14 protein-coding genes are annotated in these 23863 nt (G+C 73.7%); 5 read left to right on the forward strand and 9 right to left on the reverse strand.

Annotation, left to right across the window (positions count from 1 at the left end):
• Positions 1–30: 30 nt before the first annotated feature.
• Both ACFZAT_RS23705 and ACFZAT_RS23710 read left to right on the forward strand, forming a co-directional pair.
• The gene (locus tag ACFZAT_RS23705) at positions 31–10905 is read left to right on the forward strand and encodes an amino acid adenylation domain-containing protein (RefSeq protein WP_391267250.1); all 10875 of its coding nucleotides are present in this window, start codon (positions 31–33) and stop codon (positions 10903–10905) included.
• Entirely contained in the window at positions 10892–12592 is a 1701-nt protein-coding gene (locus ACFZAT_RS23710) for an ABC transporter transmembrane domain-containing protein (RefSeq protein ID WP_391266745.1), read from the forward strand. The genes ACFZAT_RS23705 and ACFZAT_RS23710 overlap by 14 nt, the downstream gene beginning before the upstream one ends.
• Before the next feature lie 12 nt (positions 12593–12604).
• On the opposite strand, the gene ACFZAT_RS23715 is transcribed toward ACFZAT_RS23710, so the two are convergent.
• Positions 12605–13726, reverse strand: coding sequence for an alpha/beta hydrolase-fold protein (locus tag ACFZAT_RS23715; protein WP_391266746.1), 1122 nt, complete (start codon positions 13724–13726; stop codon positions 12605–12607).
• Positions 13727–13828: 102 nt separating this feature from the next.
• Between ACFZAT_RS23715 and ACFZAT_RS23720 the strand changes: the two genes are divergently transcribed.
• The gene (locus ACFZAT_RS23720) at positions 13829–14041 is read left to right on the forward strand and encodes an MbtH family protein (RefSeq protein WP_018102801.1); all 213 of its coding nucleotides are present in this window, start codon (positions 13829–13831) and stop codon (positions 14039–14041) included.
• A gap of 5 nt (positions 14042–14046) precedes the next feature.
• On the forward strand, positions 14047–14553 hold the full coding sequence (locus ACFZAT_RS23725; RefSeq protein ID WP_391266747.1) for a GNAT family N-acetyltransferase: 507 nt from the start codon (positions 14047–14049) through the stop codon (positions 14551–14553).
• Positions 14554–14601: 48 nt separating this feature from the next.
• Here the strand turns inward: ACFZAT_RS23725 and argB are convergent, their stop codons facing one another.
• Together argB and ACFZAT_RS23735 are read right to left on the reverse strand one after the other, a co-directional pair.
• The gene (argB, locus tag ACFZAT_RS23730) at positions 14602–15444 is read right to left on the reverse strand and encodes an acetylglutamate kinase (protein ID WP_391266750.1); all 843 of its coding nucleotides are present in this window, start codon (positions 15442–15444) and stop codon (positions 14602–14604) included.
• A 96-nt stretch (positions 15445–15540) separates the two neighbouring features.
• Positions 15541–18915 (reverse strand): pyruvate carboxylase, encoded by a 3375-nt coding sequence (locus ACFZAT_RS23735; protein ID WP_391266751.1) that lies wholly within the window; start codon positions 18913–18915, stop codon positions 15541–15543.
• Between the two features lie 265 nt (positions 18916–19180).
• Here ACFZAT_RS23735 and ACFZAT_RS23740 point away from each other — a divergent pair, with 265 nt between their 5' ends.
• Positions 19181–19930 carry an IclR family transcriptional regulator C-terminal domain-containing protein gene (locus ACFZAT_RS23740; RefSeq protein WP_391266755.1) on the forward strand — a complete coding sequence of 250 codons (750 nt, stop codon included), beginning with the start codon at positions 19181–19183 and terminating at the stop codon, positions 19928–19930.
• A 14-nt stretch (positions 19931–19944) separates the two neighbouring features.
• Here ACFZAT_RS23740 and ligD read toward each other — a convergent pair whose 3' ends face one another.
• The 6 genes from ligD to ACFZAT_RS23770 form a co-directional block, all read right to left on the reverse strand.
• Positions 19945–20913: a non-homologous end-joining DNA ligase gene (gene ligD, locus ACFZAT_RS23745; RefSeq protein ID WP_391266757.1), complete on the reverse strand. Its 969-nt coding sequence runs from the start codon at positions 20911–20913 to the stop codon at positions 19945–19947.
• A gap of 65 nt (positions 20914–20978) precedes the next feature.
• Positions 20979–21554: a hypothetical protein gene (locus tag ACFZAT_RS23750; protein ID WP_391266758.1), complete on the reverse strand. Its 576-nt coding sequence runs from the start codon at positions 21552–21554 to the stop codon at positions 20979–20981.
• Between the two features lie 3 nt (positions 21555–21557).
• Positions 21558–21818 (reverse strand): hypothetical protein, encoded by a 261-nt coding sequence (locus tag ACFZAT_RS23755; RefSeq protein ID WP_391266759.1) that lies wholly within the window; start codon positions 21816–21818, stop codon positions 21558–21560.
• Between the two features lie 128 nt (positions 21819–21946).
• Positions 21947–22579, reverse strand: coding sequence for a methyltransferase domain-containing protein (locus tag ACFZAT_RS23760; RefSeq protein ID WP_391266760.1), 633 nt, complete (start codon positions 22577–22579; stop codon positions 21947–21949).
• Positions 22580–22693: 114 nt separating this feature from the next.
• The gene (locus ACFZAT_RS23765) at positions 22694–23428 is read right to left on the reverse strand and encodes an SDR family oxidoreductase (protein ID WP_391266761.1); all 735 of its coding nucleotides are present in this window, start codon (positions 23426–23428) and stop codon (positions 22694–22696) included.
• Between the two features lie 142 nt (positions 23429–23570).
• The gene (locus ACFZAT_RS23770; RefSeq protein ID WP_391266762.1) at positions 23571–23738 is read right to left on the reverse strand and encodes a DUF6381 family protein; all 168 of its coding nucleotides are present in this window, start codon (positions 23736–23738) and stop codon (positions 23571–23573) included.
• Positions 23739–23863: the final 125 nt, after the last annotated feature.

The following is a 23863-nucleotide window of genomic DNA, read 5'->3' on the forward strand; positions in this document are numbered from 1 at the left end:
TAAATGTCTCGGAGAGAAGCGGAGTCCTCGATGTCGGAACCGAGCGGTCACCACGTACGGCTTTCTCCCCAGGGACTGGCCGAACTGCGCCGCCGGACCGGCGACCGCGACGACCGGACCCTCGGCGAAGCGTGCGCCATCGGCCTCGCCCACTGGGCCGGCGGCCACAGCCCGGAGGGGATCGACCTGACCCCCGCCACCCTCTTCGCCGATGTGCTCGCCTGGGCCGACAGCGGCGGCACGGCTCCGGCCGGCTGGGAGACCGGCCCTGACGGCCTCATCGCCCTTCCCGAGGGCGTGGACCGGGACGACGCGCAGCTCGCCCTGGACGACCTCGCCGACTTCCCCGACCGGCCGCTCGGCACCATCGCCCCCTCGGGTCCGGCCGCCCGGATCGAGGAGCTGGCCCGCTGGAACGACACCGGCGCCGACCGGGACCGCCCCACGATCGTGGAGATGTTCCGCGAGCAGGCGCGGCTGCGGCCGGACGCCGTCGCCGTCGTGGACGAGCGCCGCTCACTGACGTACCGCCAGGCGGCTGAGCTGAGCGCCCAGTTGGCGCACGACCTCGTCGGGCGGGGTCTCACCGCCGAGCAGGTCGTCGGGATATCCCTCGGCCGCTCCGCCGAGATGGTCATCGGCCTGCTCGGCGCCCTCCAGGCGGGGTGCGCGTTCGTCCCGCTCGACCCGCTGTGGCCCGCCGCCCGGCGCGCCGTCGTCGCCGAGGACGCCCGGATCGCGCTCCAGCTCAACGCCTCGGGCGAGCGGACGCCGGGAGAGCCGGATGCCGTCGGCGTCGACCTGGACGACTGGGCCTTCGCCGCCCACCCCGCCGACCCGCCCGTCGTGGCCGTCGCGGGGGAGTCCCTCGCCTATGTGATCTTCACCTCCGGCTCGACCGGCCGGCCCAAGGGCGCGATGATCCGCCACAAAGCCATCAGCGAACGCCTGTTGTGGCAGTCCCGCGAGATCCTCGGCTTCGGCCACGACGACGCCTCGCTGTTCAAGGCCCCGCTCTCCTTCGACATCTCCATCAACGAGATCTTCCTGCCGCTGGTCACCGGCGCCCGGCTGGTGGTCCTCCGGCCGGGCGGCGAACGCGACCCGCACCACCTGCTGGACGTCATCGCCGAACACCGGGTCACCTTCACGTACCTGGTCTCCTCCATGCTCGACGTGCTCCTGGAGATGGCCGGCGACTCCGGCCGGCTCGACAGCCTGCGCCATGTGTGGTGCGGCGGCGAGCTGCTGACCCCCGAGCTGTACGAGCGGTTCCGCGCCCGCCTCGGCATCCCGCTCTACCACGGCTACGGCCCCGCCGAGACGACGATCGGCGTCTCGCACGTCATCTACCGGGGCGAGGCCGAGCGCCTGTCCACCTCCATCGGCAGGGCGAACCCCAACACCCAGCTCTATGTGCTGGACGACGAGCTGCGCCCGGTCCCCGTCGGCGTCGGCGGCGAACTCTACGCGGGCGGGCTCCTGCTGGGCCGCGGCTATGTCAACGCCTCCGGGCTGACCGCGTCCCGCTTCGTCGCCAACCCCTTCGCGCGGGACGGCTCCCGGCTCTACCGCACGGGCGACCTCGCCCGGTTCATGCCGGACGGCTCGCTGGACTTCCTCGGCCGCGCCGACAACCAGATCAAGATCCGCGGCATGCGGCTGGAGATCGAGGACGTGGAGGCGGGTCTCGCCGAGCACCCCCGCGTACGGCACACCTGTGTCGTCGCCCGGAAGAACACGGCGGGCGGCACCTACCTGGTGGCGTACGTGATCCCCGCCGCCGGACACGAGGAGCTGACCCCGGAGGATGTCCGGGCCTGGGCCGAGGCGCACCTGGTGGAGTACATGGTGCCCGCCCACACCGTCGTCCTGGACGCCTTCCCGCTCACCGCGAACGGCAAGACCGACCGGGCCGCGCTGCCCGAGCCGGTGCTCACCGGCGGCCCGGTCACCGCGCCCGCCACCGACGACGAGCGCACCGTGTGCGCGGCGGTCGCGGAGGTGCTGCGGCTGGACGAGGTCGGCACCGACCAGGACTTCTTCCGCCTCGGCGGCGACAGCATCCTGGCGATCTCCCTGCTGAGCACCCTGCGCAGGGCCGGCCTCCACGTCACCGCCCGCCAGATCTTCACCCACAGCGTCATCGGCGAACTCGCGGCGGTCGCGAGCCGCGAGGACACCGCCACGGCACGGGACGACGACGAGCCGACCGGCCCCGTCGCGGGCACGCCCATCGTGCGGTGGCTCGGCGACACCACCGACGCGATCGACGGATTCGTGCAGTCCGTGGTGGTGAACACCCCGGCCGGCCTGACCGCCGCGGCGCTGGACGACCTCCTCACCGCCCTCGTCCGCCGCCACGACATGCTGCGCGCCCGGCTGGTACGGGGCGAGCGGTGGAGCTTCGACATCCCCGGCGCGGACGGCGCCGTCGCCGCCTGGGAGGAGAGCGGCGCACCGCTCGACGCCTGCGTCGCCCGCGCCACCGCCGGACTCGACCCGGACAACGGCGTCATGCTGCGCGCCGTCTGGCGCCGCGAGGCCCGCCAACTGGTCCTGGTCGCCCACCACGTGGTCGTCGACGGCGTCTCCTGGCGCGTCCTGACCGAGGACCTGGCCACCGCCTGGGAGCAGTCCGTCTCGGGCGCCCCCGTCGAACTGCCCCGCGAGGGAACCTCGTTCCGCCGCTGGGCCGAACTCCTCGGCCGCACCGCCTTCGACGCCGACCGCGACCATGTCGCGCGCCCCCTGCCCGGCCCGGACGCACCGCTGGGCCGCCGCCCCCTGTCCGAGGACGACACGGTCGCCCGCGAGCGCGAACGGACCTTCACCCTCGGCCCCGCCACCACCTCCGCCCTGCTCGGCGAGATTCCCGCCAAATTCCACGCGGGCGTCAACGACGTCCTGCTCACCGGGCTCTCCGTCGCCCTCGCCCGGTGGCGGCGCGACCTCGGCCAGGACCAGACCTTCGCGCACATCGAGCTCGAAGGACACGGCCGCGAGGGCCGGGCGGTCGCGGACACCGCCGGATTCGAGCCCGACCTGTCCCGGACCGTGGGCTGGTTCACCACCCTCTTCCCCGTCACCGTGGACCCCGGCCCGGCCGCCGACCTCGCCGCCGCCCTCAAGGCGGTGAAGGAGGACCTCGCCCGCGTACCGCACCACGGCCTCTCGTACGGCGTCCTGCGCCACCTCCACGGCACGCCCGGCGCGTCGCCCGCACCGCAGGTGCTGTTCAACTACCTGGGCCGGTTCGACGCGGGCACCGGCGGGGACTGGCAGCTCGCCGGCACCACCGGGCAGCTGGGCGAGAAGCGCGACCCGCGGATGCGGCTGCCGCGCGCCCTGGAGTTCAACGCCATCGCCGAACCCGGTGCCAGCGGCGCGTACTCCCTCGCCACCACCGTCTCCTGGCCCGAGGGCATGTTCACCGACGAGGACATCGACACCCTCGGCGGATACTTCCAGGACGCCCTGACCGGCCTGGCGGCGCTCGACGGCGGCGGCCACTCGCCCAGCGACTTCGCGCCCGTCCCGCTCACCCAGGCCGACGTCGACGCGCTCGACGGACCGGCCCTGCGCGACATCCTGCCGCTGACCCCGCTCCAGGAAGGCCTGTACTTCCACTCCGTCTACGACGACGACTCGGCGGGCAGCTACGTCGAACAGCAACTCCTCACCCTGGACGGCGAGGTGGACCCGGAACGCCTCGCGACGGCGGCCACCCGGCTGCTCACCCTCTACCCGAACCTGGCCGCACGCTTCACGGCCCTCGCCGACGGCCGGGTCGTCTCCGTCCTGGAGAGCGGCACCGAGGCCCCGTTCACCGTCCTGGACCGGCCCGGCATCACCGACGGGGAGATCCGAGACCTCGCCGAGCGCGACCGCCGCGCCGGGTTCGACCTGGCCGCGGGGCCGCTCATGCGGTACACCCTCGTGCGGGGCGGCCCCGGCCGCACCGTGCTCGTACAGACCGTGCACCACATCGTCGCGGACGGCTGGTCCGTGCCACCGATGCTCCGGGCGCTGCTGGCCGAGTACCACCGGCCGGGCGCGGCCTACCGGGCGGGCGGCTTCCCCGACTACGTACGCCTGCTCGCCGGGCGCGACGACGAGGAGAGCGACCGGGTCTGGGGCGAGCAGCTCGCCGGACTGCCCGGCCCCTCCCTCGTCGCCGAGGGGCACACCCCGTCCGACACGTTCGCCGACACGGCCGTCGAGCCCGCCCACGACATCGACACGGCCGCCCGTGAGGCCGGGGTGCCGCTGAGCGTGGCCGTGCACAGCGCCTGGGCGGTGACGCTGGGCGGCCTGCTGCACCGCGAGGACGTGGTGTTCGGCTCCACCGTCTCGGGGCGGGACGCCGATGTGCCCGGCATCGCGGACATGGTGGGCCTCCTCATCAACACCATTCCGGTACGAGCCCGTTGGGACGCCTCCACCACCGCGGGGGACCTGCTCGCCTCCGTACGCGACCACCAGAGCGCGGTCCTGGCGCACCAGCACGTCTCCCTGGCACGGATCGGCCGGCTCGCCGGCACCGACGCCCGGTTCGACACCCTGGTGGTGTTCGACGTCGCCACCGATGTGGCCGCCCTGCGCGGCCCCGACGACGAGCTGGTCGTCTCCGCCCTCGTGAACGAGGGCGCCCCGCACTACCCGCTGACCCTGGTGGTGGAGCGCGCCCCCGACGGCCGCCCCCGCTTCAACCTGATCTACGACGGCGCCCTCCTGCGGGAACCGGCGGCCCGGCGCATCCTGGACGCCTTCACCCGCACCCTCACCGGGCTCCTCACCCGGCCCTCCACCCCGGTCCGGGAGCTGCCGGCCGAGGACACCGCGCGCCCTGCGGCCCTCGCCCCCACCACGCTGGACGCCCTGTTCGACGCCGCCGCCCGGCGCGACCCGGCCGCCACCGCCGTCACCCGGTGCGGGCTCGACGGCACCACCGACGCGCTGACCTACGGCGAACTCGCAGCCGCCAAGGACCGGTTGGCGGCGACCCTGCGCGCCGCCGGGGTCCGGCCCGGGCTGCGTGTCGCCGTCGCCGTACCGCGCTCGCTGGAGCAGGTCACCGCGCTGATCGCCATCGTCTCGGCCGGCGGCGCCTACGTACCGCTGGACCAGGCGTACCCCGACGAGCGACTGGAGTACATCCTCGGCGACGCCGCCCCGCAGGCCGTCCTGGTCGGCCCCGAGGAGCGCGAGCGCTTCACCCGGCTCCTGGAGCGGGCGGGCGTCCCGGCCCGGGTGCTCGTCCTCGGCGAGGAACCGGCCGCGACCGGCGAGGCACCCGCGACCCCGGCGGGTCCCGCCCCGCACGACCCCGCTTACGTCATCTACACCTCGGGATCGACCGGCCGCCCCAAGGGCGTCGTCGTCCCGCACCTCAGCGTGGTCGCGCTGCTCGCGAACACCCGCGCCGACATGGACTTCGGGCCCGACGACGTGTGGGTGCAGTTCCACTCGTACTCCTTCGACTTCGCCGTCTGGGAGCTGTGGGGCGCGCTGGCGCACGGCGGGGAGCTGCTGGTCCCGGACTACGCGCTGACCCGCTCCCCGGTCGACTTCCACCGGCTGGTGCGCGAGCGCGGGGTGACCGTGCTCAACCAGACCCCGTCCGCCTTCTACCAGTTCATCGAGGCCGACCGGCACGCCGGGGAACGGGTCACCGGACTGCGCCGGATCATCTTCGGCGGCGAGGCGCTGGACCCCGCACGGCTGCGCGGCTGGGCGGAGCGGTACGGCACCGGCTCGCCCGAGCTGGTCAACATGTACGGCATCACCGAGACCACCGTCCACGTCACCCACCGGGTCCTCACCGACGACGACCTCGGTGCCGACGTCAGCCCGATCGGCGGCCCCGTCCCCGGCCTCACCACCTATCTGCTCGACGACCGGCTCCGCCCGGTCCCGCCGGGCACGGTGGGCGCCATCTACGTGGCCGGCGACCAGGTGTCGCTCGGCTACCTGGGCCGCCCCGGCCTCACCGCCGGGCGGTTCCTCGCCGACCCCTTCGCGGACGACGGCTCCCGGATGTACCACACCGGCGACCTGGCCCGCCGCACCCTCGACGGCGAGCTGGAGTTCGCCGGACGCGCCGACGACCAGGTCCAGCTCAAGGGCTTCCGGATCGAGCTCGGCGAGGTCGAGGCGGCGGTCCGGGAGCTGGACGGAGTCGTCGACGTGGCCGTCACCCCGTCCGCCGAGGGCGACCAGCTCGTCGCACACGTCGTGGGCCGGGCACCCGGTGACCTCGCCGCACGGCTGGCCGCGAAGCTGCCCGTGCACATGGTGCCCGGCCGGGTCCTCACGGTCGACGCGCTGCCGCTCACGGTCAACGGCAAGCTCGACCGCAAGGCCCTGACGGTCCGGGCCGCCACGCAGCCGGAGACCGTCCCCGCACCCGAGGACGGCTCGCCGCTCGCCGCGCTGACCTCGATCTTCGCGGAGGTACTGCCCGGCACCGCCGTCGACGAGGACACCGACTTCTTCATGGCGGGCGGCGACAGCATCCTCGCGATCACCGTCATCAACCGGGCCAGGGCGCTCGGTCTGGCCATCGCGCCCCGGGACGTCTTCCTCCGCAAGACGCCGCGCGCCCTCGCCGGGGAACTGCGCTCGCGCGCCCCGCAGGCCGCCGCGCCCGAGCCCAGCCGACGCGACGACGGGCCCTTCGCGCCGACGCCGGTCATGCTGCGCCGACGCGAACTCGGCGGCAGCCTCGACGGGTTCGCCCAGGCCCGGACCATGGTCGTGGCCGAGGGGATCACGCCCGCCGACATCGAACGCGCCGCGCACGCCGTCGTGGCCGCCCACCCGGCTCTGCGGATGAGCCTGGACACCACGCACGGCGTCTGGACCCCGCGCATCGAGCCCGCCCGCGAGGCCACCGTCGTCCACGCGGACTTCGGCGACCCCGCGCTCGCCGCCGCCGCGGCCGCCGCACGCCTGAACCCGGAGACCGGCGACGTCGTCGCGTTCACCTGGCTGGCCGCCACCCGGACCCTCGTCGTCACCGCGCACCACCTCGCCGTCGACACGGTGTCCTGGCTGATCGTCCTGGACGACCTGGCGACCGTCCTGCGCGGCGCCCCCCTGCCGCCCGCGACCACGTCCTACGCCGAGTACGCCGACGCGCTCACCGCCCGGGCCGCGCACACCACCGAGGACCTGGGCGACTGGATCACGGTGCTCGACGCCCCCGCCACGCTGCCCGACGCCGGCGAGCTGCGCGAGACGACCGTGGTCCTCGGCCCCGAGGCCAGCGACCGGGTGACGCGTACCGCGCCCGCCGCCCTGGGCATCGGCCTCACCGAACTGCTCTGCGGCGCCCTGCGCACCGCCCTGACCCGCGTCCAGCCGGAGCCCACCGATCTCGCGGTCGACCTGGAGCGCCACGGCCGCGTCCCCGCCCTGGACGGCCACGACTACACGCGTACCGTCGGCTGGTTCACCTCGATCGCGCCCGTACGGCTCGGCCCGCACACCGACCCCGTCGCCGCCGCCCGCGAAGTCGCGGCGCGCCAGCCCGACGAGGACGGGCACGCCGCCTACGGCAGGCTCAGGTACCTCAACCCGCAGACCGCGCCCCTGCTGACCGCCCGCCCGCAGGTGCTGTTCAACTACCTCGGCCGGGGCGGCGAGTCCGACGTCCCGCGCATCACCGGGGGCGAGGGCGACAGCCCGTACGCCGTCGAGGTCAACGCCTGGACCGACGCCGCCACCGGCCGCCTGCACGCCGGGTTCGTGCTCGCCGAAGGCGTCCCCGAGGAGCTCACCGGCCACTGGCGGGCGGCCCTGGAACGCCTCGCCGACACCGCCGCGACCGCCGAGCGCACCGCACCGGTCACCCCGCTGCAGCGCGGCCTGTACTTCCAGGCCCAGCTGACCGGCGCGACCGGGCACTACGTCGCCCAGAGCCACTTCACCTTCGACCGGCGCCTCGACACCGACGCCCTGGCCGACGCGATGGCGCACGTCATCGCCCGGCACCCGGTCGTCGGCGCCGGCTTCACCACCGACGACGACGGCGACCCGGTCCAGATCCTGCGGCCCGGGACCCGCGTCCCCGTCCGCACGGTCGGCGTCGCCTCCGAGGCGGAGGCCGACGCCCTGCGCGCCCGGGACCGCGACACCGGCTTCGACCCGGGCGAGCCACCGCTGGTCCGGCTCACCGTGCTCCGCCTGCCCGACGGCCGCGACGGGCTGCTGCTCAGCTACCACCTGCTGCTGTGGGACGGCTGGTCCCGGGAGATCCTGCTGCGGGACCTCTTCGACGCCTACGCGACCCTCGTCGCGGGCGGACCCCTGAGCGACGCCACGCCCCGTACACCCGGCTTCGAGGACTACGCCCGCGAGCTCGCCGCGAAGGACCCCGCCGTGGCGGAGCGCTTCTGGGCGGAACACCTGAGCGGCCTCACCGGCCCGACGCTGCTCGCCGGGCCCCGGCCGCCCCGCACCGACGAACTGCCGCAGGCGCTCCTGCACACCCTGTCCGCCGAACTCTCCGACCTGCTGCGTGAGGCCGCCAAGGCGCACGGGGTCACCCTCAACACCGTGCTCACCGGCGCGTTCGGCCTGCTGCTCGGGGCGCACACCGGCCGCAGCGACGCGGTGTTCGGCGTGACCGTCTCCGGGCGCGAGGGCGAGGGCCTGGGCGACATCGTGGGCGTCCTGCTCAACACCGTGCCCATGTGGACCCGGGCCCGGCCCGGTGACACGGCCGGGGAGTACCTGGCAAGCGTCCAGGCGGCCCGGGTCGAGGCGATGGAGCACGAGCACCTGGGACTCGGCGAGATCCAGCGCGCCGGCGGCCACGACACCCTGTTCGACAACCTCTTCGTCCTCCAGAACTTCCTGGACCTGGACGCCCTCGCCGGGATCAACGCCCGGCACGGCATCACCTCGGTACGCGCCGACGACTCGACGCACTACCCGTACACCTGGGTCGTCACCCCCGGCGACCGGCTCACCGTCAAGCTGGAGCACCGCGACGACGACCCCGCCGCCGCCCGCCGTCTCCTCGACGACTACGTACGGCTCCTCGGGGACCTGGCCCGGGCCACCGGCCCGCTCGGCGCCCTGCCCGGCCCGGAGCGGGCACCCGAACCGGCCGGACGCACGGACGTCGGCACGGAGACCGTCGTCGACCGCTTCGACCGGGCGGCCGACCGCCACCCCGAGCGCGTCGCCCTCGTCGCCGACGGCGCCGCCATGACCTTCGGGCAGCTCCGGGACCGCAGCCGCGAGGTGGCCGGAGTGCTCGCCGGGCGCGGCATCGGACCGGAGCAGGCGGTGGGCATCGCCGTACCGCGCTCGCTCGACTCGATCGTGGCGCTGTTCGCCGTGCTGCGCACCGGAGCCGCGTACGTCCCGCTGGAACTGGACCACCCCGACGAGCGGATAGCGACGATCGTCGCGGACGCCCGGCCCGAGGTGATCCTCACCGTGAGCGCCGTCGCACCCCGCCTCACCGGCGAACTGATCCAGCTGGACCGCCCGTTGCCCGTCGCCGCGCCGTACACCACCTTCGCGCCCGGCGACCCGGACCGGCTGCGGCACCCCGCGTACACGATCTACACCTCCGGCTCGACCGGCCGGCCCAAGGGGGTGGTCACCGAGTACGCCGGGCTCACCAACATGCTCGTCAACCACCAGCGCCGGATCTTCGAACCCGTCCTGGCGGAGCACGGCCACCGCACCTTCCGGATCGCGCACACGGTGTCGTTCGCCTTCGACATGTCGTGGGAGGAACTGCTCTGGCTCGCCGACGGGCACGAGGTGCACATCTGCGACGAGGAACTGCGCCGCGACGCGCCCCGGCTCGTCGCGTACTGCCTCGACCACGGCATCGACGTCATCAACGTGACCCCGACCTACGCGCAGCAACTGGTCGCCGAGGGGCTGCTCGACAGCCCCGGGCGGCGGCCCGCCCTGGTGCTGCTCGGCGGCGAGGCCGTCACCCCGGCCCTGTGGCAGCGGCTCGCGGACACGGAGGGCACGGTCGGCTACAACCTCTACGGGCCCACCGAATACACCATCAACACCCTGGGCGTCGGCACCTTCGAGTGCCAGGCCCCGGTGGTCGGTGTGGCCATCGACAACACCGAGGTGTACGTCCTCGACCCCTGGCTGCGACCGCTGCCCGACGGGGTTCCCGGTGAGCTGTACGTGGCCGGCATCGGCATCGCGCGCGGCTACCTCGGGCAGCCCGCCCAGACCGCCCACCGCTTCGTCGCCTGCCCGTTCGGCGCGCCCGGCGAGCGCATGTACCGCACCGGCGACCTGGTCGTCCGGCGGCCCGACGGAAACCTCGCCTACCTCGGCCGCACCGACCAGCAGGTCAAGATCCGGGGCCACCGCGTCGAACTCGGCGAGGTGGAGGCCGCGTTCGCCGCGCACCCGGCGGTCCGGTTCGCCGCGGCCGTCGCCCAGCCCGATCCCCAGGTCGACGGGGCGTACCGGCTCGCCGCCTACCTCGTGCTCGACGGCGCCGATCCGGCCACCGTCGCCGCCGAAGTGGGCGCCGCGCTCCCGGACTTCCTGCGCCCGTCCCACTACGCCGAGGTGGACAGCATCCCGCTCACGGTGAACGGCAAGGCCGACACCAAGGCCCTGCCCGAGCCCAAGCCCCTCGGCGTCCTGGCCGGGGCGGGGGAGCGCGCACCGGAGACCGACACCGAGATCACGGTGTGCGAGTTCTTCGCCGAAGCGCTCGACCTGGACGACGACGAGGTGAGCGCGGTCAGCGACTTCGTCTCCCTCGGCGGACACTCCATGCTGGCGGTCCGGCTGACCGGGCTGCTCCGGCGGGAGTACGGTCCAGTGATCACCATCCGCGACCTGTTCACCCTGCGAACCCCCGAAGCGATTGCCGGCCACATCGATGACCACTCCTGACACCCCCCGGCCCCGCCGCGGCGCCGCCATCCTGCGCACCGCCCTGCGGCGCAACATCGGCGCCATGGCCTGGGGCACCGTCCTCATGGGCCTCTACCAGGCCGGGGAGACCGCGTTCCCGATCGCGCTCGGACTGATCGTCGAACACACCCTGCAGCACCGCAGCGCCGGCGCGCTCGGCCTGTCGATCGGCGCGCTGGCCGTGATCATCACGACCGTCTCGCTGTCCTGGCGGTTCGGGATGCGCATCCTGCAGAAGGCGAACACCACCGAGGCGCACCGGTGGCGGGTGCGGGTCGCGGCCTGCGGACTCCAGCCGGTGGCCCGGGACGTGGACCTGAAGTCCGGCGAGGTGCTGACCATCGCCACCGAGGACGCCGACCAGACCGCCGACATCATCGAGGTGGTGCCGCTGCTGATCAGCTCGATGGTGGCGGTCCTGGTCGCGGCCGTCGCGCTCGGGCTCGCCGACCTACGGCTCGGGCTGCTGGTGATCGTGGGCACCGTGGCGATCCTGTCCGTGCTGAGCGTGATGTCCCGGCGGATCGGCGCCAGTACGCAGGAGCAGCAGGCCCGGGTCGCGCGCGCCGGCGCCAAGGTCGCGGACCTGATCACCGGCCTGCGCCCGCTGCACGGCTTCGGCGGCAACCACGCTGCCTTCGGTTCCTACCTCCGGGTCAGCACCGAGGCCAAGGAGCAGTCGATCACCGTCGCCCGGGTCAACGGGGTGTACGCGGGCACGGCCCTGGCCCTCAACGCGGCCCTCGCCACCGCCGTCACGCTCACGGCCGGATACCTGGCCTTCGCCGGGCACATCAACATCGGGGAACTCGTCATGGCGGTGGGCCTCGCGCAGTTCATCATGGAACCGCTGAAGCTGTTCTCGGAGATGCCCAAGTACGTGATGATGGCGCGCGCTTCGGCCGAGCGCATGGCCCTCGTGCTCTCCGCGCCCCCGGTCACCACGCCGGGGACGGGGAGCCCGACGGCGGGCGGAACGCTGGAGATCGACGGCCTGCGGCACGGGACGCTGCGCGGGCTCACGTTCGAAGTGGCGGACGGGGAGTTCGTGGCCGTCGCCGCCTACCAGCCGCGCGCCGCTGCGGACTTCGCGGCGGTCCTCGCCCTCGCGGTGCCTCCGGAGGCGTACGGGGGAGTGGTACGGGCCGGCGGGCGCGACCTCGCGGACCTGTCGGCCGAGGCGGTCCGGGAACACCTGCTGGTGAACCCGTACGACGGGGAGATCTTCGCGGGCACCCTCCGTACGAACATCGACCCCTCGGGTACCAGCGCCATGTTCGCCGAGGCCGTCGAGGCGTCCCTGCTGACCGACGTGGTCGCCCTCCACCGCGAGGGCCTCGACTACCCCATCCGCGACCGGGGCGCGAACCTCTCCGGGGGCCAGCGCCAGCGGCTCTCCCTGGCGCGCGCCCTGGCCGCCGACGCGGAGATCCTGGTGCTGCACAACCCGACCACGGCCGTCGACGCGGTCACCGAACAGCTCATCGCCCGCAACATCGCGAAGCTGCGCCGGGGCCGGACCACCGTGGTCGTCACCAGCAGCCCGGCCGTCCTGGACGCCGCCGACCGGGTCCTCGTCCTGGACGACGGCCTCATCACGGCGCAGGACACCCACCGCAACCTGCTCTCCCGGGATGAGGCGTACTGCCTGGCCGTGGCGCGGTGACGCGGCGGTGACTCAGCCGAGCACCCAGGCGACGTCCCTCAGCAGCGCGTGCCGCCAGCCCGCGCGGTCGTGATCCGAGGGGGACCGCGACACGCGTACAGCAGCCCCGGCCCGCTCGGTCAGGGCCTCCACCGCCGTGCAGTGGGGGAGCATCCGCGTCTCGTGTTCCCCCAGGTCGAACGCGATCCGCAGGCCCGACAGGTCGGGGCGCTCCCGCAGCCGGCCGGCGAGGGCGCCGCCGACCGGGCCGTCCAGCGGGTCCGTACGGCCCGTGCGGTCGGGGGCCCACCAGAACGACCCCGACTGACACGCGACCCGCGACACCAGATCCGGGAACTCCAACGCGGCGTACAGCGCGCTGAGCCCGCCGAGGCTCTGCCCGGCGACCACCAGCGTGCCCACGTCGGCGGGCACACCGGACTCCGCCACCAGGGGCAGCAGTTCGTCGCGGACCGCCTCCCACAGCTCCGGCCGGCAGGCGAACTCGCCCAGCCGGTCCTTGGCCGGCAGGAAGACCAGCGTGACCGGCGGCAGCGCCCCGTCCGCCACGGCCGCCTCGAACGCGGTCATGGCCGGGTGCAGATACAGCCAGTCGTCCCCGTCGAGCAGCAGCACCACGGGCCCGCCACCGGCCACCGGGTGCACGCGCACCGTGCGGCGCCCGCCGAGCCGCGCGGAGGCCCAGCGCAGCCGGGTGCGGGGCACCGGCAGGACGTCGTCGGCCCCGACGAGGGGCCAGTACGGCTGCGCCGGAGTGTCCGGGGTGGCCGCGATCGAGCGGTCGCCCCCGGCGGCGGACGGGTTGAACGGGTCGGCGTGCGCCCCCTCGTCCGTGAGGAAGCGGTAGGTCACCCGCAGCCGCTCGGGCATGTCCACCTCCGCGTACCAGCAGTCCGTGGCGCCCCACCGGCGCAGCGGCAGCGGTTCCCGCTTCCAGCTCTCGAAGGCCAGGTCGGCCGGGCCGCCGCGCCAGAGGAAGAGAGTCGTCCAGCCGCCACCCCCACCGGGCCGGGACACCGGCGTCCGGGCCGCCGCCCAGAACGCCTCGGTGCCGGGTTCACCGGGCAGCCCGCATGCGGCGAAGGGGCTGCCGGTGGCGGCCAGGAGCTGACCCGTGCGATCACCGGAGGGCATCAGAGGTCTCCTTGTGCAGAAGGAAAGGAAAAGGCTAAGCTCACAGATTGTTAGGCGAGCCTAACCTAAGCTTGTTGTCCTTGACGAGGAGGCACTGCCCGCATGAGCACCAACCCGTTCGACGACCCCGAAGGCCGCTTCCTGGTCCTGGTGAACGACGAGGGCCAGCACTCCCTGTGGCCGTCGTTCGCCGAGGTTCCCGGCGGGTGGACGGTCGCCTTCGAAGAGAACACGCGCGAGGCGTGCCTGGAGTACGTCGAGGCCAACTGGACGGATCTGAGGCCCCGTTCGCTCGCCGCGTCGATGGACGCCTGACGCCCGTGACCACGGCCGCGCCGCGCCCCGTATCCCTGTCCCCGTCGCCCGGGCGGGCGCCGCGCGTCCGGACCGCGGGATCCGGCGACGCCGCCGCGCTCGCCGAGCTGTCCCGGCCGTTCGCCCGCTCGGGCGCCCTGCGCGAACGCCCCGACTCCCTCTACGCGGCACGCGCCGCCGAATTCCTCGTGGCCGTCGGCTCCGACGGCGGGATCGAGGGCTGTGCGGGCCTGCGGGTGCACGAGGGGGAGAGGGGCCGCGCGGGTGTCCTGTACAACTTCTGCGTGGCGGGCCACCGGCAGGGGTGCGGAGTCGGCGGCGCCCTCCTGCGGACCGCCCTGGCCCTGGGGCGCGCCCAGGCGCTCGGCGCCCTCTTCACCGCGACCACCGGGGACGGCCGGCTGTTCCGCCGGTACGGCTTCGTGCCCGTGACGGTGCGTCAGGCACCGCCTGTCTGGGCCGAATCCCTGGACCCCCGGCGCAACGCGCTGATCCTCTCCCGCACCCTCTGAACCGGGCGCCGGGCCGCACGTGAGCCCGGCCCGGCGCCCTCCCCCGTGTCAGACCGGGCTCACCGCGTGGTCCTCGTCCGGCACCACCGTGGTTCCCGCACCGTCCCCGCCGAGGACGCTTCGCAGCACCGCGTGCGGCACCCGGCCGTCCAGCACGTCCGCCCGGCCGACCCCGCCCCGTACCGCCCGCAGGCAGCCCTCCATCTTCGGCAGCATTCCGCTCGCCAGGCCCGGCAGCAGCCCGTCCAGGGCGTCCGCCGTCAGGCGACCGATCACCTCGGTGCCGGCCGGCCAGTCCGCGTACAGCCCCGCCACATCCGTCAGGACCACCAGCCGCTCCGCGCCGAGCGCCACGGCCAGGGCGGAGGCGGCGAGATCCGCGTTGACGTTGTAGACCTGACCGTCCGCACCCCGGGCCACCGGCGAGACCACCGGTATGTGACCCTGCGTCAGGAGCGCCCGCACCATGCCCGGGTTCACCTCCACGACGTCCCCGACCTGGCCGATGTCCACCGGCGCGCCGTCCACCCAGGCGGGCCGCCGCACGGCGGTCATCGTGTGCGCGTCCTCGCCGGTCAGGCCCACGGCGTACGGACCGTGGCTGTTGATGTGACCCACGAGTTCGCGCTGGACCCGGCCGGACAGCACCATGCGGACGACCTCCATGGTCTCCGCGGTGGTCACCCGCAGGCCCGCCTCGAAGTGGCTCTCCAGGCCGAGGCGGTCGAGCATGGCGCTGATCTGAGGGCCGCCGCCGTGCACGACGACCGGGCGCAGGCCCGCGTGCCGCACCTCCACGACGTCCTCGGCGAAGGCCTGTTGCAGCTGTGCGTCGACCATGGCGTTGCCGCCGAACTTGATGACGACGACCGGTCCCGAATCCTCTTCCATTTAGCTTAGCCTAACCTTAATTGGCTCGGTTTTGGACAAGAAGAGGCCCGCCGGCGGGAGAAGTTCCCCTCCGCCGGCGGGCGGCCCCGCGCGGGGTCAGCCGATCTCGATGAGCAGGTCGCCCGCCTCCACCTGCTGGACCCGGCCGATCGCCAGGCGGCGCACCGCACCGGCGGACTGGGCGGTGATCGACGCCTCCATCTTCATCGCCTCGATCGTGGCGACCGTCTGCCCGGCCGACACCGACGCGCCCTCCTCCACCTGGAGCGTCACCACCCCGGCGAACGGCGCCGCGACCTGCCCCGCATCGGTCCGGTCGGCCTTCTCCGCCGCCTTCACCTCGGTCGCCACCGACCTGTCCCGCACCGAGACCGGCCGCAACTGCCCGTTGAGCGTGGCCAGTACGCTGCGGAAGCCGCGCTCGTCCGCCTCGGAGATGGCCTCCAGCTCGAACAGCAGGGTGACCCCGGGCTCCAGCTCGACCGGGTGCTCCGTCTCCGGCTCCAGCCCGTACAGGAAGTCCGGCGTCGGCAGCACCGAGGTGTCGCCGTACGCCTCCCGGTGCGCGGTGAACTCCTTCGTCGGGCCCGGGAACAGCAGCCGGTTCAGCGTCGCGCGCGGCGATTCGCGCAGCGCCCGGCGGTCCTCGTCCGACAGATGCGGCGTCTTCGCCCTGTCCGGGCGGCCCTTGAGGGCCCGGGTGCGGAACGGCTCGGGCCAGCCGCCGGGCGGGTCGCCCAGCTCACCGCGCAGGAACCCGATCACCGAGTCCGGTACGTCGAACTTCCCGGGGTCCGATTCGAAGTCCGCGGCCTCCACGCCCGCGCCCACCAGGTGCAGCGCCAGGTCACCGACCACCTTCGAGGACGGCGTCACCTTCACCAGCCGGCCCAGCATCCGGTCGGCCGCCGCATAGCAGTCCTCGATCAGCTCGAACCGGTCGCCGAGGCCCAGGGCGATGGCCTGCTGCCGCAGGTTGGAGAGCTGGCCGCCCGGGATCTCGTGGTGGTAGATCCGGCCCGTCGGCGAGGCGAGCCCCGACTCGAACGGGGCGTACACCTTGCGGGTCGCCTCCCAGTACGGCTCCAGATCGCCGACCGCCTGGAGCGAGAGGCCCGTCGCGCGCTCGGTGTGGTCCGTGGCCGCCACCAGCGCCGACAGCGGCGGCTGGCTGGTCGTCCCGGCCATCGAGGCGACGGCCGCGTCCACCGCGTCCACCCCGGCGTCGATCGCCGCGATCAGCGTGCCCAGCTGGCCGCCCGCCGTGTCATGGGTGTGCAGGTGCACCGGCAGGTCGAACCGCTCGCGCAACGCCGTGACCAGGGTGCGCGCGGCCGGCGGACGCAGCAGCCCCGCCATGTCCTTGATGGCGAGCACATGGGCACCCGCCTCCACGATCTGCTCGGCCAGCCGCAGATAGTAGTCCAGCGTGTACAGGGTCTCGCCCGGGTCCGACAGGTCGGCGGTGTAGCACAGCGCCACCTCCGCGAGCGAGGTCCCCGTGGCGCGTACCGCGTCGATCGCCGGACGCATCTGCGACACGTCGTTGAGGGCGTCGAAGATCCGGAAGATGTCCATCCCGGCCGAGGCCGCCTCCGAGACGAACGCCTCGGTGACCTCCGTCGGATACGGCGTGTAGCCCACCGTGTTGCGGCCGCGCAGCAGCATCTGCGTACAGATGTTGGGCACCGCCTCACGCAGCTTGACCAGCCGCTCCCACGGGTCCTCCGCGAGGAACCGCAGCGCCACGTCGTAGGTGGCCCCGCCCCAGCACTCCAGGCTCAGCAACTGCGGGACGCTGTGCGCCACCTGCGGCGCCACCGCCAGCAGGTCCCGGGTGCGCACCCGGGTCGCCAGCAGCGACTGATGGGCGTCGCGGAACGTGGTGTCGGTGACCGCGACCGCCGACTGCGCCCGCAGCTCGGCGGCGAACCGCTCCGGACCCAGCTCGGCCAGCCGCTGCCGCGAACCGGGCGGCGGCGTGCCCAGGGGCAGTGCGGGCAGCTTGTCCGCCGGGTCGATGACCGAAGGGCGGGGCCCGTACGGGCGGTTGACGGTGGTCTCCGCCAGATAGCTGAGCATCCGGCTGCCCCGGTCGGCCGACGGCCGGGCCCGGATCAGCTCCGGGTGCTCGTCGATGAACGAGGTCGTGATGCGCCCCGCCCGGAACTCCGGGTGGTCGAGGACCGCGCCCAGGAACGGCAGATTGGTCGCCACCCCGCGGATGCGGAACTCGGCGATCGCCCGGCGCGCCCGGCGGGCCGCGTTGGCGAAGTCGTGGCCGTGACACGTGAGCTTGACCAGCATCGAGTCGAAGTGCGCCGACACCTCCGCACCCGTGTGCACGGTCCCGCCGTCGAGACGCACACCCGGACCACCGGGGGAGCGGTACGCGGAGATGGTGCCGGTGTCCGGACGGAAGCCGTTGACCGGGTCCTCCGTCGTGATGCGGCACTGCATCGCGGTGCCGTTGAGGGTGATGGTCTCCTGGGACAGGCGCAGTTCGGACAGCGTCATGCCCGCCGCGATGCGCAGCTGCGCGATCACCAGGTCGCGCCCGGTGACCTGCTCCGTCACGGTGTGCTCGACCTGGATGCGCGGGTTCATCTCGATGAAGACGTGGTTGCCGCGCTCGTCCACCAGGAATTCGACGGTGCCCGCGTTCACGTATCCGATGTGCCGGGCGAAGGCGACCGCGTCGGCGCAGATCCGCGCCCGCAGCTCCGGATCCAGATTCGGGGCCGGCGCGATCTCGACCACCTTCTGGTGGCGGCGCTGGAGCGAGCAGTCCCGCTCGTAGAGGTGCACCACGTTGCCCTCGGCGTCGGCCAGGATCTGCACCTCGATATGGCGGGGGTTGATCACCGCCTGCTCCAGGAACACCGTCGCGTCACCGAACGCGGACCGCGCCTCGCGCATCGCCGCGTCGATCGCCTCGCGCAGCTCACCGGCCTCCGCCACCCGCCGCATGCCGCGCCCGCCGCCCCCGGCCACCGCCTTCACGAAGACCGGGAAGCCGATCTCCTCCGAGGCCGCGACCAGCGCGTCCACGTCCTCGGACGGCTCGGACGACTTCAGTACCGGCACACCGGCCTCGCGGGCCGCCGCCACCGCACGCGACTTGTTGCCCGTCAGGTTCAGCACCGAAGCCGGGGGCCCGACGAAGGTGATGCCGGCCTCCGCGCACGCCGCCGCCAGGTCAGGGTTCTCCGACAGGAAGCCGTAACCGGGGTAGATCGCGTCCGCCCCCGCCTTGCGGGCGGCCTTCACCACCTCGTCCACCGACAGATACGCCCGCACCGGATGCCCCGGCTCACCGATCCGGTACGCCTCGTCCGCCTTGGCCCGGTGCAGCGAGTTGCGGTCCTCGTGCGGATACACCGCCACCGTGGAGATGCCCAGCTCGAAGGCCGCGCGGAACGCGCGGATCGCGATCTCCCCGCGGTTGGCGACCAATACCTTGTCGAACATCAAACTCCCCAGTCGTGTCGCGGCTGTGTGGCGTCGAGGACGGGCGGTACGGCACGGACACGCTGCTCCGCGTCGGAGACCGTACGACGGTGGCGAGGTGCTCCGTGACCTGCCGGGTACGGAGCGTTCGACACCGTACCGGAGAGTTCCCCCGAGATCGCGAGCGCAAAAGATGGCTTGCGTCACGCCCCAAAACGTCCCCCGTACGCAGTCCCGCCGCCGCGACGTTTTGCCGGTTCCCGGCAGCGGGGCCATGCTGGTGGGCATGGCCGACCACGCCGGCCCCGAACCCGTCGCCGCCGTCCGGCGCGCCCTCCGCCTGCTGGAGGCCGCGGGCGCGCACGGGGGCGAGGCCACCGCGCAGCAGCTGGCCCGGGAGGCGGGGCTTCCCTCGGCCACCGTGCGGGAACTGCTGCCCATGCTGATCGGCGACGGCTACCTGCGGGAGCTGGAGGACCACACCTACGTCCTCGCCGCCGACGCCCCGGGCGGCGGCCCAGCCGCGCAGCCGGTGCCCGCCCGGGTACGGCCCGCCCTCACCGCCCTGCGCAACGACCTGTGGGCGGCCGCCTATCTGACGCTCTACGTGGACGGCGAGATCCGGGTCATGGAGATCGTGGACAGCGCGCGCACCCCGCGCGTGGACCTGTGGGTGGGCCTCGAGGAGGCCGGGCACGCCACGGCGCTCGGCAAGTCCGTGCTGAAGGAGCTCGACGACGAGGCACGGGCCGACTACTTCTCCCGGCACGATCTGACCGGGCTCACCCCCCGGACCATCACGCACCCGGACGAGCTGGTCCAGCAGCTCGACGGCTCGCACGCACCGGTGGTCATGGACCGCGAGGAGTACGTACGCGGCACGACCTGTGTGGCGGTCCCGGTGTACAGCGGCGAGCAGATCGGCTCCCTCGGCATCTCCTTCCGGTCCGACCGGATGTACCGGACCTCGCGGGTCCGCGCGGAGCTCCTTTCGGCCGCCGTCAGTGTGTCCCGCAGGCTCACGCTGCCCGGCTGAGGGGCCGCCCGCGGTCAGTCCAGGCGGGTCAGGTCCGGCCGCAGCCGCTGCCACACCGGATGACGCAGCCGCCCCGCCGCCGTCCACTGCGAAGCGCTGACCTCCGCCACGAGCCTCGGCTCCACCCAGTGCGCCCCGGCCACGTCGACCGGCCCCGCGAACGGGGAGTCCGGACGCGCGATCACCGTCAAGTACTCCCTCAGCTCGCCCAGCTCCTGGTCGGACATCCCCGACCCGACGGACCCCGCGAACCGCAGCCCGGCCGGGTCGTCCAGCCCGACCAGCACCGCCCCGGGGACACCGGTGGGCGCGCCCTTGCGCTGGGTCCAGCCGCCGATGATCACGTCAAGCGTCTCGACCCGCTTGGTCTTGCGCCAGTCGGGTGAGCGGAGACCCGGCGTGTACGGAGACGAGAGCCGCTTGGCGACCACCCCCTCCAGGCCCCCGCGCACGACGGTGTCCCACGCCTTCGCACCCTGCCCGCGCACATAGGACGGCACCGACCAGTGCGGCCCCCCGGACAGCAGGCCGGACAGGACCGCGCGGCGCTCCTCGTAACCCAGCGCCGACAGCTTCCGGCCGTCCAGGTACAGCACGTCGAAGACCACCAGGTGGGCGGGGACGTCCAGCGCCAGGCGGGCGGCGCGGCGCGCGTTCAGGATGCCCATCCGCCGCTGGAGCAGCCCGAAGTCGGACCGCCCCGAGGCGTCCAGGGCCACGATCTCGCCGTCCAGGACCACGCTGCGGCCGCGCAGGACCTCGCCGAGCGCGTGCAGCTCCGGATAGGTCGGGGTGACGTCGTTGCGGGCCCGCGAGGTCAGCCGCAGAGTGCCGTCGCCCGGAGTCGCGACGACGCACCGGGCACCGTCCCACTTGGCCTCGAAGGCCCACTCCGTGTCCGGTACGGGGAGCGGGCCGGGCACGGCCAGCATCGGTGCGATCCACGGGGGTGCCCCGGAGGCGTCGGCGGGGATGGGGGCCATAGCCTCCATGATCGAACGGGCGGCGGTTCCCCGCAGTCCGAGTCCTGGGCCGTGTCCGGAGAGGCCTACGCCGCCCAGGCGGACACGGTCAGGGTCTGGGCCAGGACCTGCCACAGGGCCCAGGCGCCCGCACGGCTCGCGGCGCCGCACAGCACCTGCCTGGTGCAGTCCGTCTCCCGGTCCTGCCACGCGGCGACGTCCAGGTAGTGGAAGCCGAGTGAGCGGGTGAAGGTGAACCGGATGTGCAGGCCGTTGCCCAGGTCGTGGCCCGGGAGTGTGGCGATCTGGAGGTGGTCCCCGGCGGCGGACTGCACCCGCACCGGATTGCCGCCCAGCAGATCGCAGGTGTCGCCCGTGCGGACGCGGCCCGGGCAGCTCCCGCTCACCGGGAACAGCTTGAAGTTGTCGGTGAGCTGCCGGCGTACCGCCTCCGGCGTGGTGAACGGGTGTACGCCGAGCCCGTAGCCGTACCAGTACAGCAGGCGCCTGCCGTCGAGGCAGCGCTCATGGTCCGGGTCGCACGCGGTGGCGCGCCCCGCCCCGGTGTCCGCTCGGGCCGCCGGGGCGGCGAGCGCCAGGGCGAGGCACGGGGCCACCGCGAGCGCCAGGACGCGCCGGGCGGCCCGGCGCTCACGGGGCACGGCTCAGCCCGGTGACTCGTCCGGCACCGGATGCTCCGGGTGCACTCCGGCGTTACGGGCCGAACCGTGTCCCGAGCCGGACTCGTCGGGGTCGGGCAGTTCGTCCCCGCCGTCGTCCGCGTCGCCCCCGGTGCGCGGCGGCGCCTGCACGTCCATCGGGTCCTCGCCCTCCTGGACCTGCTGGTCGGGCATGTCCGCGGGCACCGGAGGGGGACTCGGGGAAGCGCCCTCGTGGACAGGGCCCTCTGGTCTGCGGTCGGTCATGGAAGATCCTCCGTCGTCGTCCCCGCGGGCAGCCGGCGGGGCATCGGTAGCCTCGCGGTGCCGGGTACCCACGGCGGGTCGGCCAACTCATTGTCGGCCGGTGCGGACCGCACGGCATGTCCGGCCGTTCAGCGCCGCCGGGCGAGCAGGAACATCTGCGGTTCGGGCACGGCCGCCGGGACGGCGGGCACGAACATCGTGCTCTCCCGGGACAGGACGGTGAACCCGGCGTCCTCCACCAGCGCCGCGAACGCGTCCTCGCCGAAGCTGGTCACCTCGACCTGCTGACCCATGAACGTCCCGCTGACGCCCTCCACGTCGAACGGCACCGTCGCCACGGCCAGATGGCCGCCCGGCCGCAGCACCCGCGCGATCAGGCGCAGGACCTCGCCCTGGTCCTCCCGCGGCATCTGCAACAGCGCGAAGTACAGGCACACCGCGTCGAAGGAGCCGTCCTCCAGCGGGAGCGTGCGGATGTCGGCGCAGCGGAACTCCGCCCCCGGCACCTGGCGCGAGGCGATGTCCACCATCACCGGCGAGACGTCGACCCCCAGCACCTCGTGTCCGGAGTCCACCAGGGTCTGCGCCGTCGGCCGGCCCGTGCCGCTGCCCACGTCCAGCACCCGCGCGTGCGGCGGCAGTACCTCCAGAAGCCGCTCCAGCGAGGCACGATGCGGGGCCGAAGCGGCGAACGCCGCCTCGTAATCGGTGCCGAGAGCGTCGAACACGGCGGCGGCGGTGCGACCTCGTCCCGCTGACATGGCAGGCCCCTTCCTGTCGGTTCCGGTGCACCACCACTTCTACTGCAACAGCCGCACCCCCGCCGCGAAACCACCGGAAACCGGTGTGCCGTGGCGAACGCGCCCCACCGGCCCTCAGCGCCCGCCCGACACCCGCAGCACCGTCCCCGTCGCGTACGAGGCGTCCGAGGAGAGCAGCCAGGCGACGGCGCCCGCGATCTCCTCCGGTTCGCCGGGGCGGCCGAGAGGGGTGGCGGGGCCCAGCTTGTCGGGGCGGGCCGGGTCCGCGTGGAATTCGGTGCGGATGACGCCGGGGGCGACCGCGTTGACGCGGATGCCGGACGGGCCGACCTCCTTGGACAGGCCGACGGTCATCGTGTCGACGGCCCCCTTGGCGGCGGCGTAGTGCACGTACTCGCCGGGGCTGCCCAGCGTGGCGGCGGCCGAGGACACGTTGACGATCGCGCCGCCGCCCGAGGCCGTCATGGAGCGGACCGCGCGGCGTGCGCAGAGCAGATAGCCGAGGACGTTGACCTCCAGGGCGCGCCGCATGCCCGCCGCGTCGGCTTCGGCCAGGGGGCCGACCGGGCCGCTCATGCCGGCGTTGTTCACCAGGCCGGTGACCGGGCCCAGCTCGGCGGCGGCGGTGTCGAAGAGGCGGTCCACGTCCGCCTCGTCCGCCGTGTCCACCCGGACCGTCACACAGCGCCGCCCCGTCCCGCGTACCGCCTCGGCGACCTTCTCCGCCGCCTCGGCGTCCGAGCGGTAGGCCAGCGCGATGTCGTGGCCCTCATCCGCCAGTCGTAGGCAGACCGCCGCACCGATGCCGCGGCTGCCTCCGGTGACCACGGTGACCGGTTGACCGTTCATGGCAGGCCCCACTTTCCTCGTACTCGCTTGCGGAGCCATCGTAGGCGCGGGTGATCGTCCACCCCGGAGGGGGCCGGAACGCGGCGGTGGACTGTCACCCACTCATGGAAGAGTGACAGTCCACCGGTCTGTGCGCCCTGCTTCACACGGGCATGCCGTCCTGGCGCTCGCTCTGCTCCTGGAGCTTGCGGGCCTTCTCCTGGAGCCGGCGGCGCTGCTCCGGGTCGCTGGTGCGCTCCGCGGCCTCGGTCAGGTGCCGCGCCTTCTCGCGCATCTGCTGGGCTCGGTTCACCTCTCGTGCAACGCTCATCGTCACTCCTCGGGGACGGTAGGGGAGAGCGGGCCCCTTCAGAGAAGCAGCGCCCCGTCACCGACGCACGCCGAAGCATCACACAACGTGAAGGCCGCAGGTGGGGGCGGGCGGACGGAACCGGT

It is taken from the genome of Streptomyces sp. NPDC008163, assembly GCF_042956885.1.
GTDB classification, from domain to species: Bacteria; Actinomycetota; Actinomycetes; order Streptomycetales; family Streptomycetaceae; genus Streptomyces; species Streptomyces drozdowiczii_A.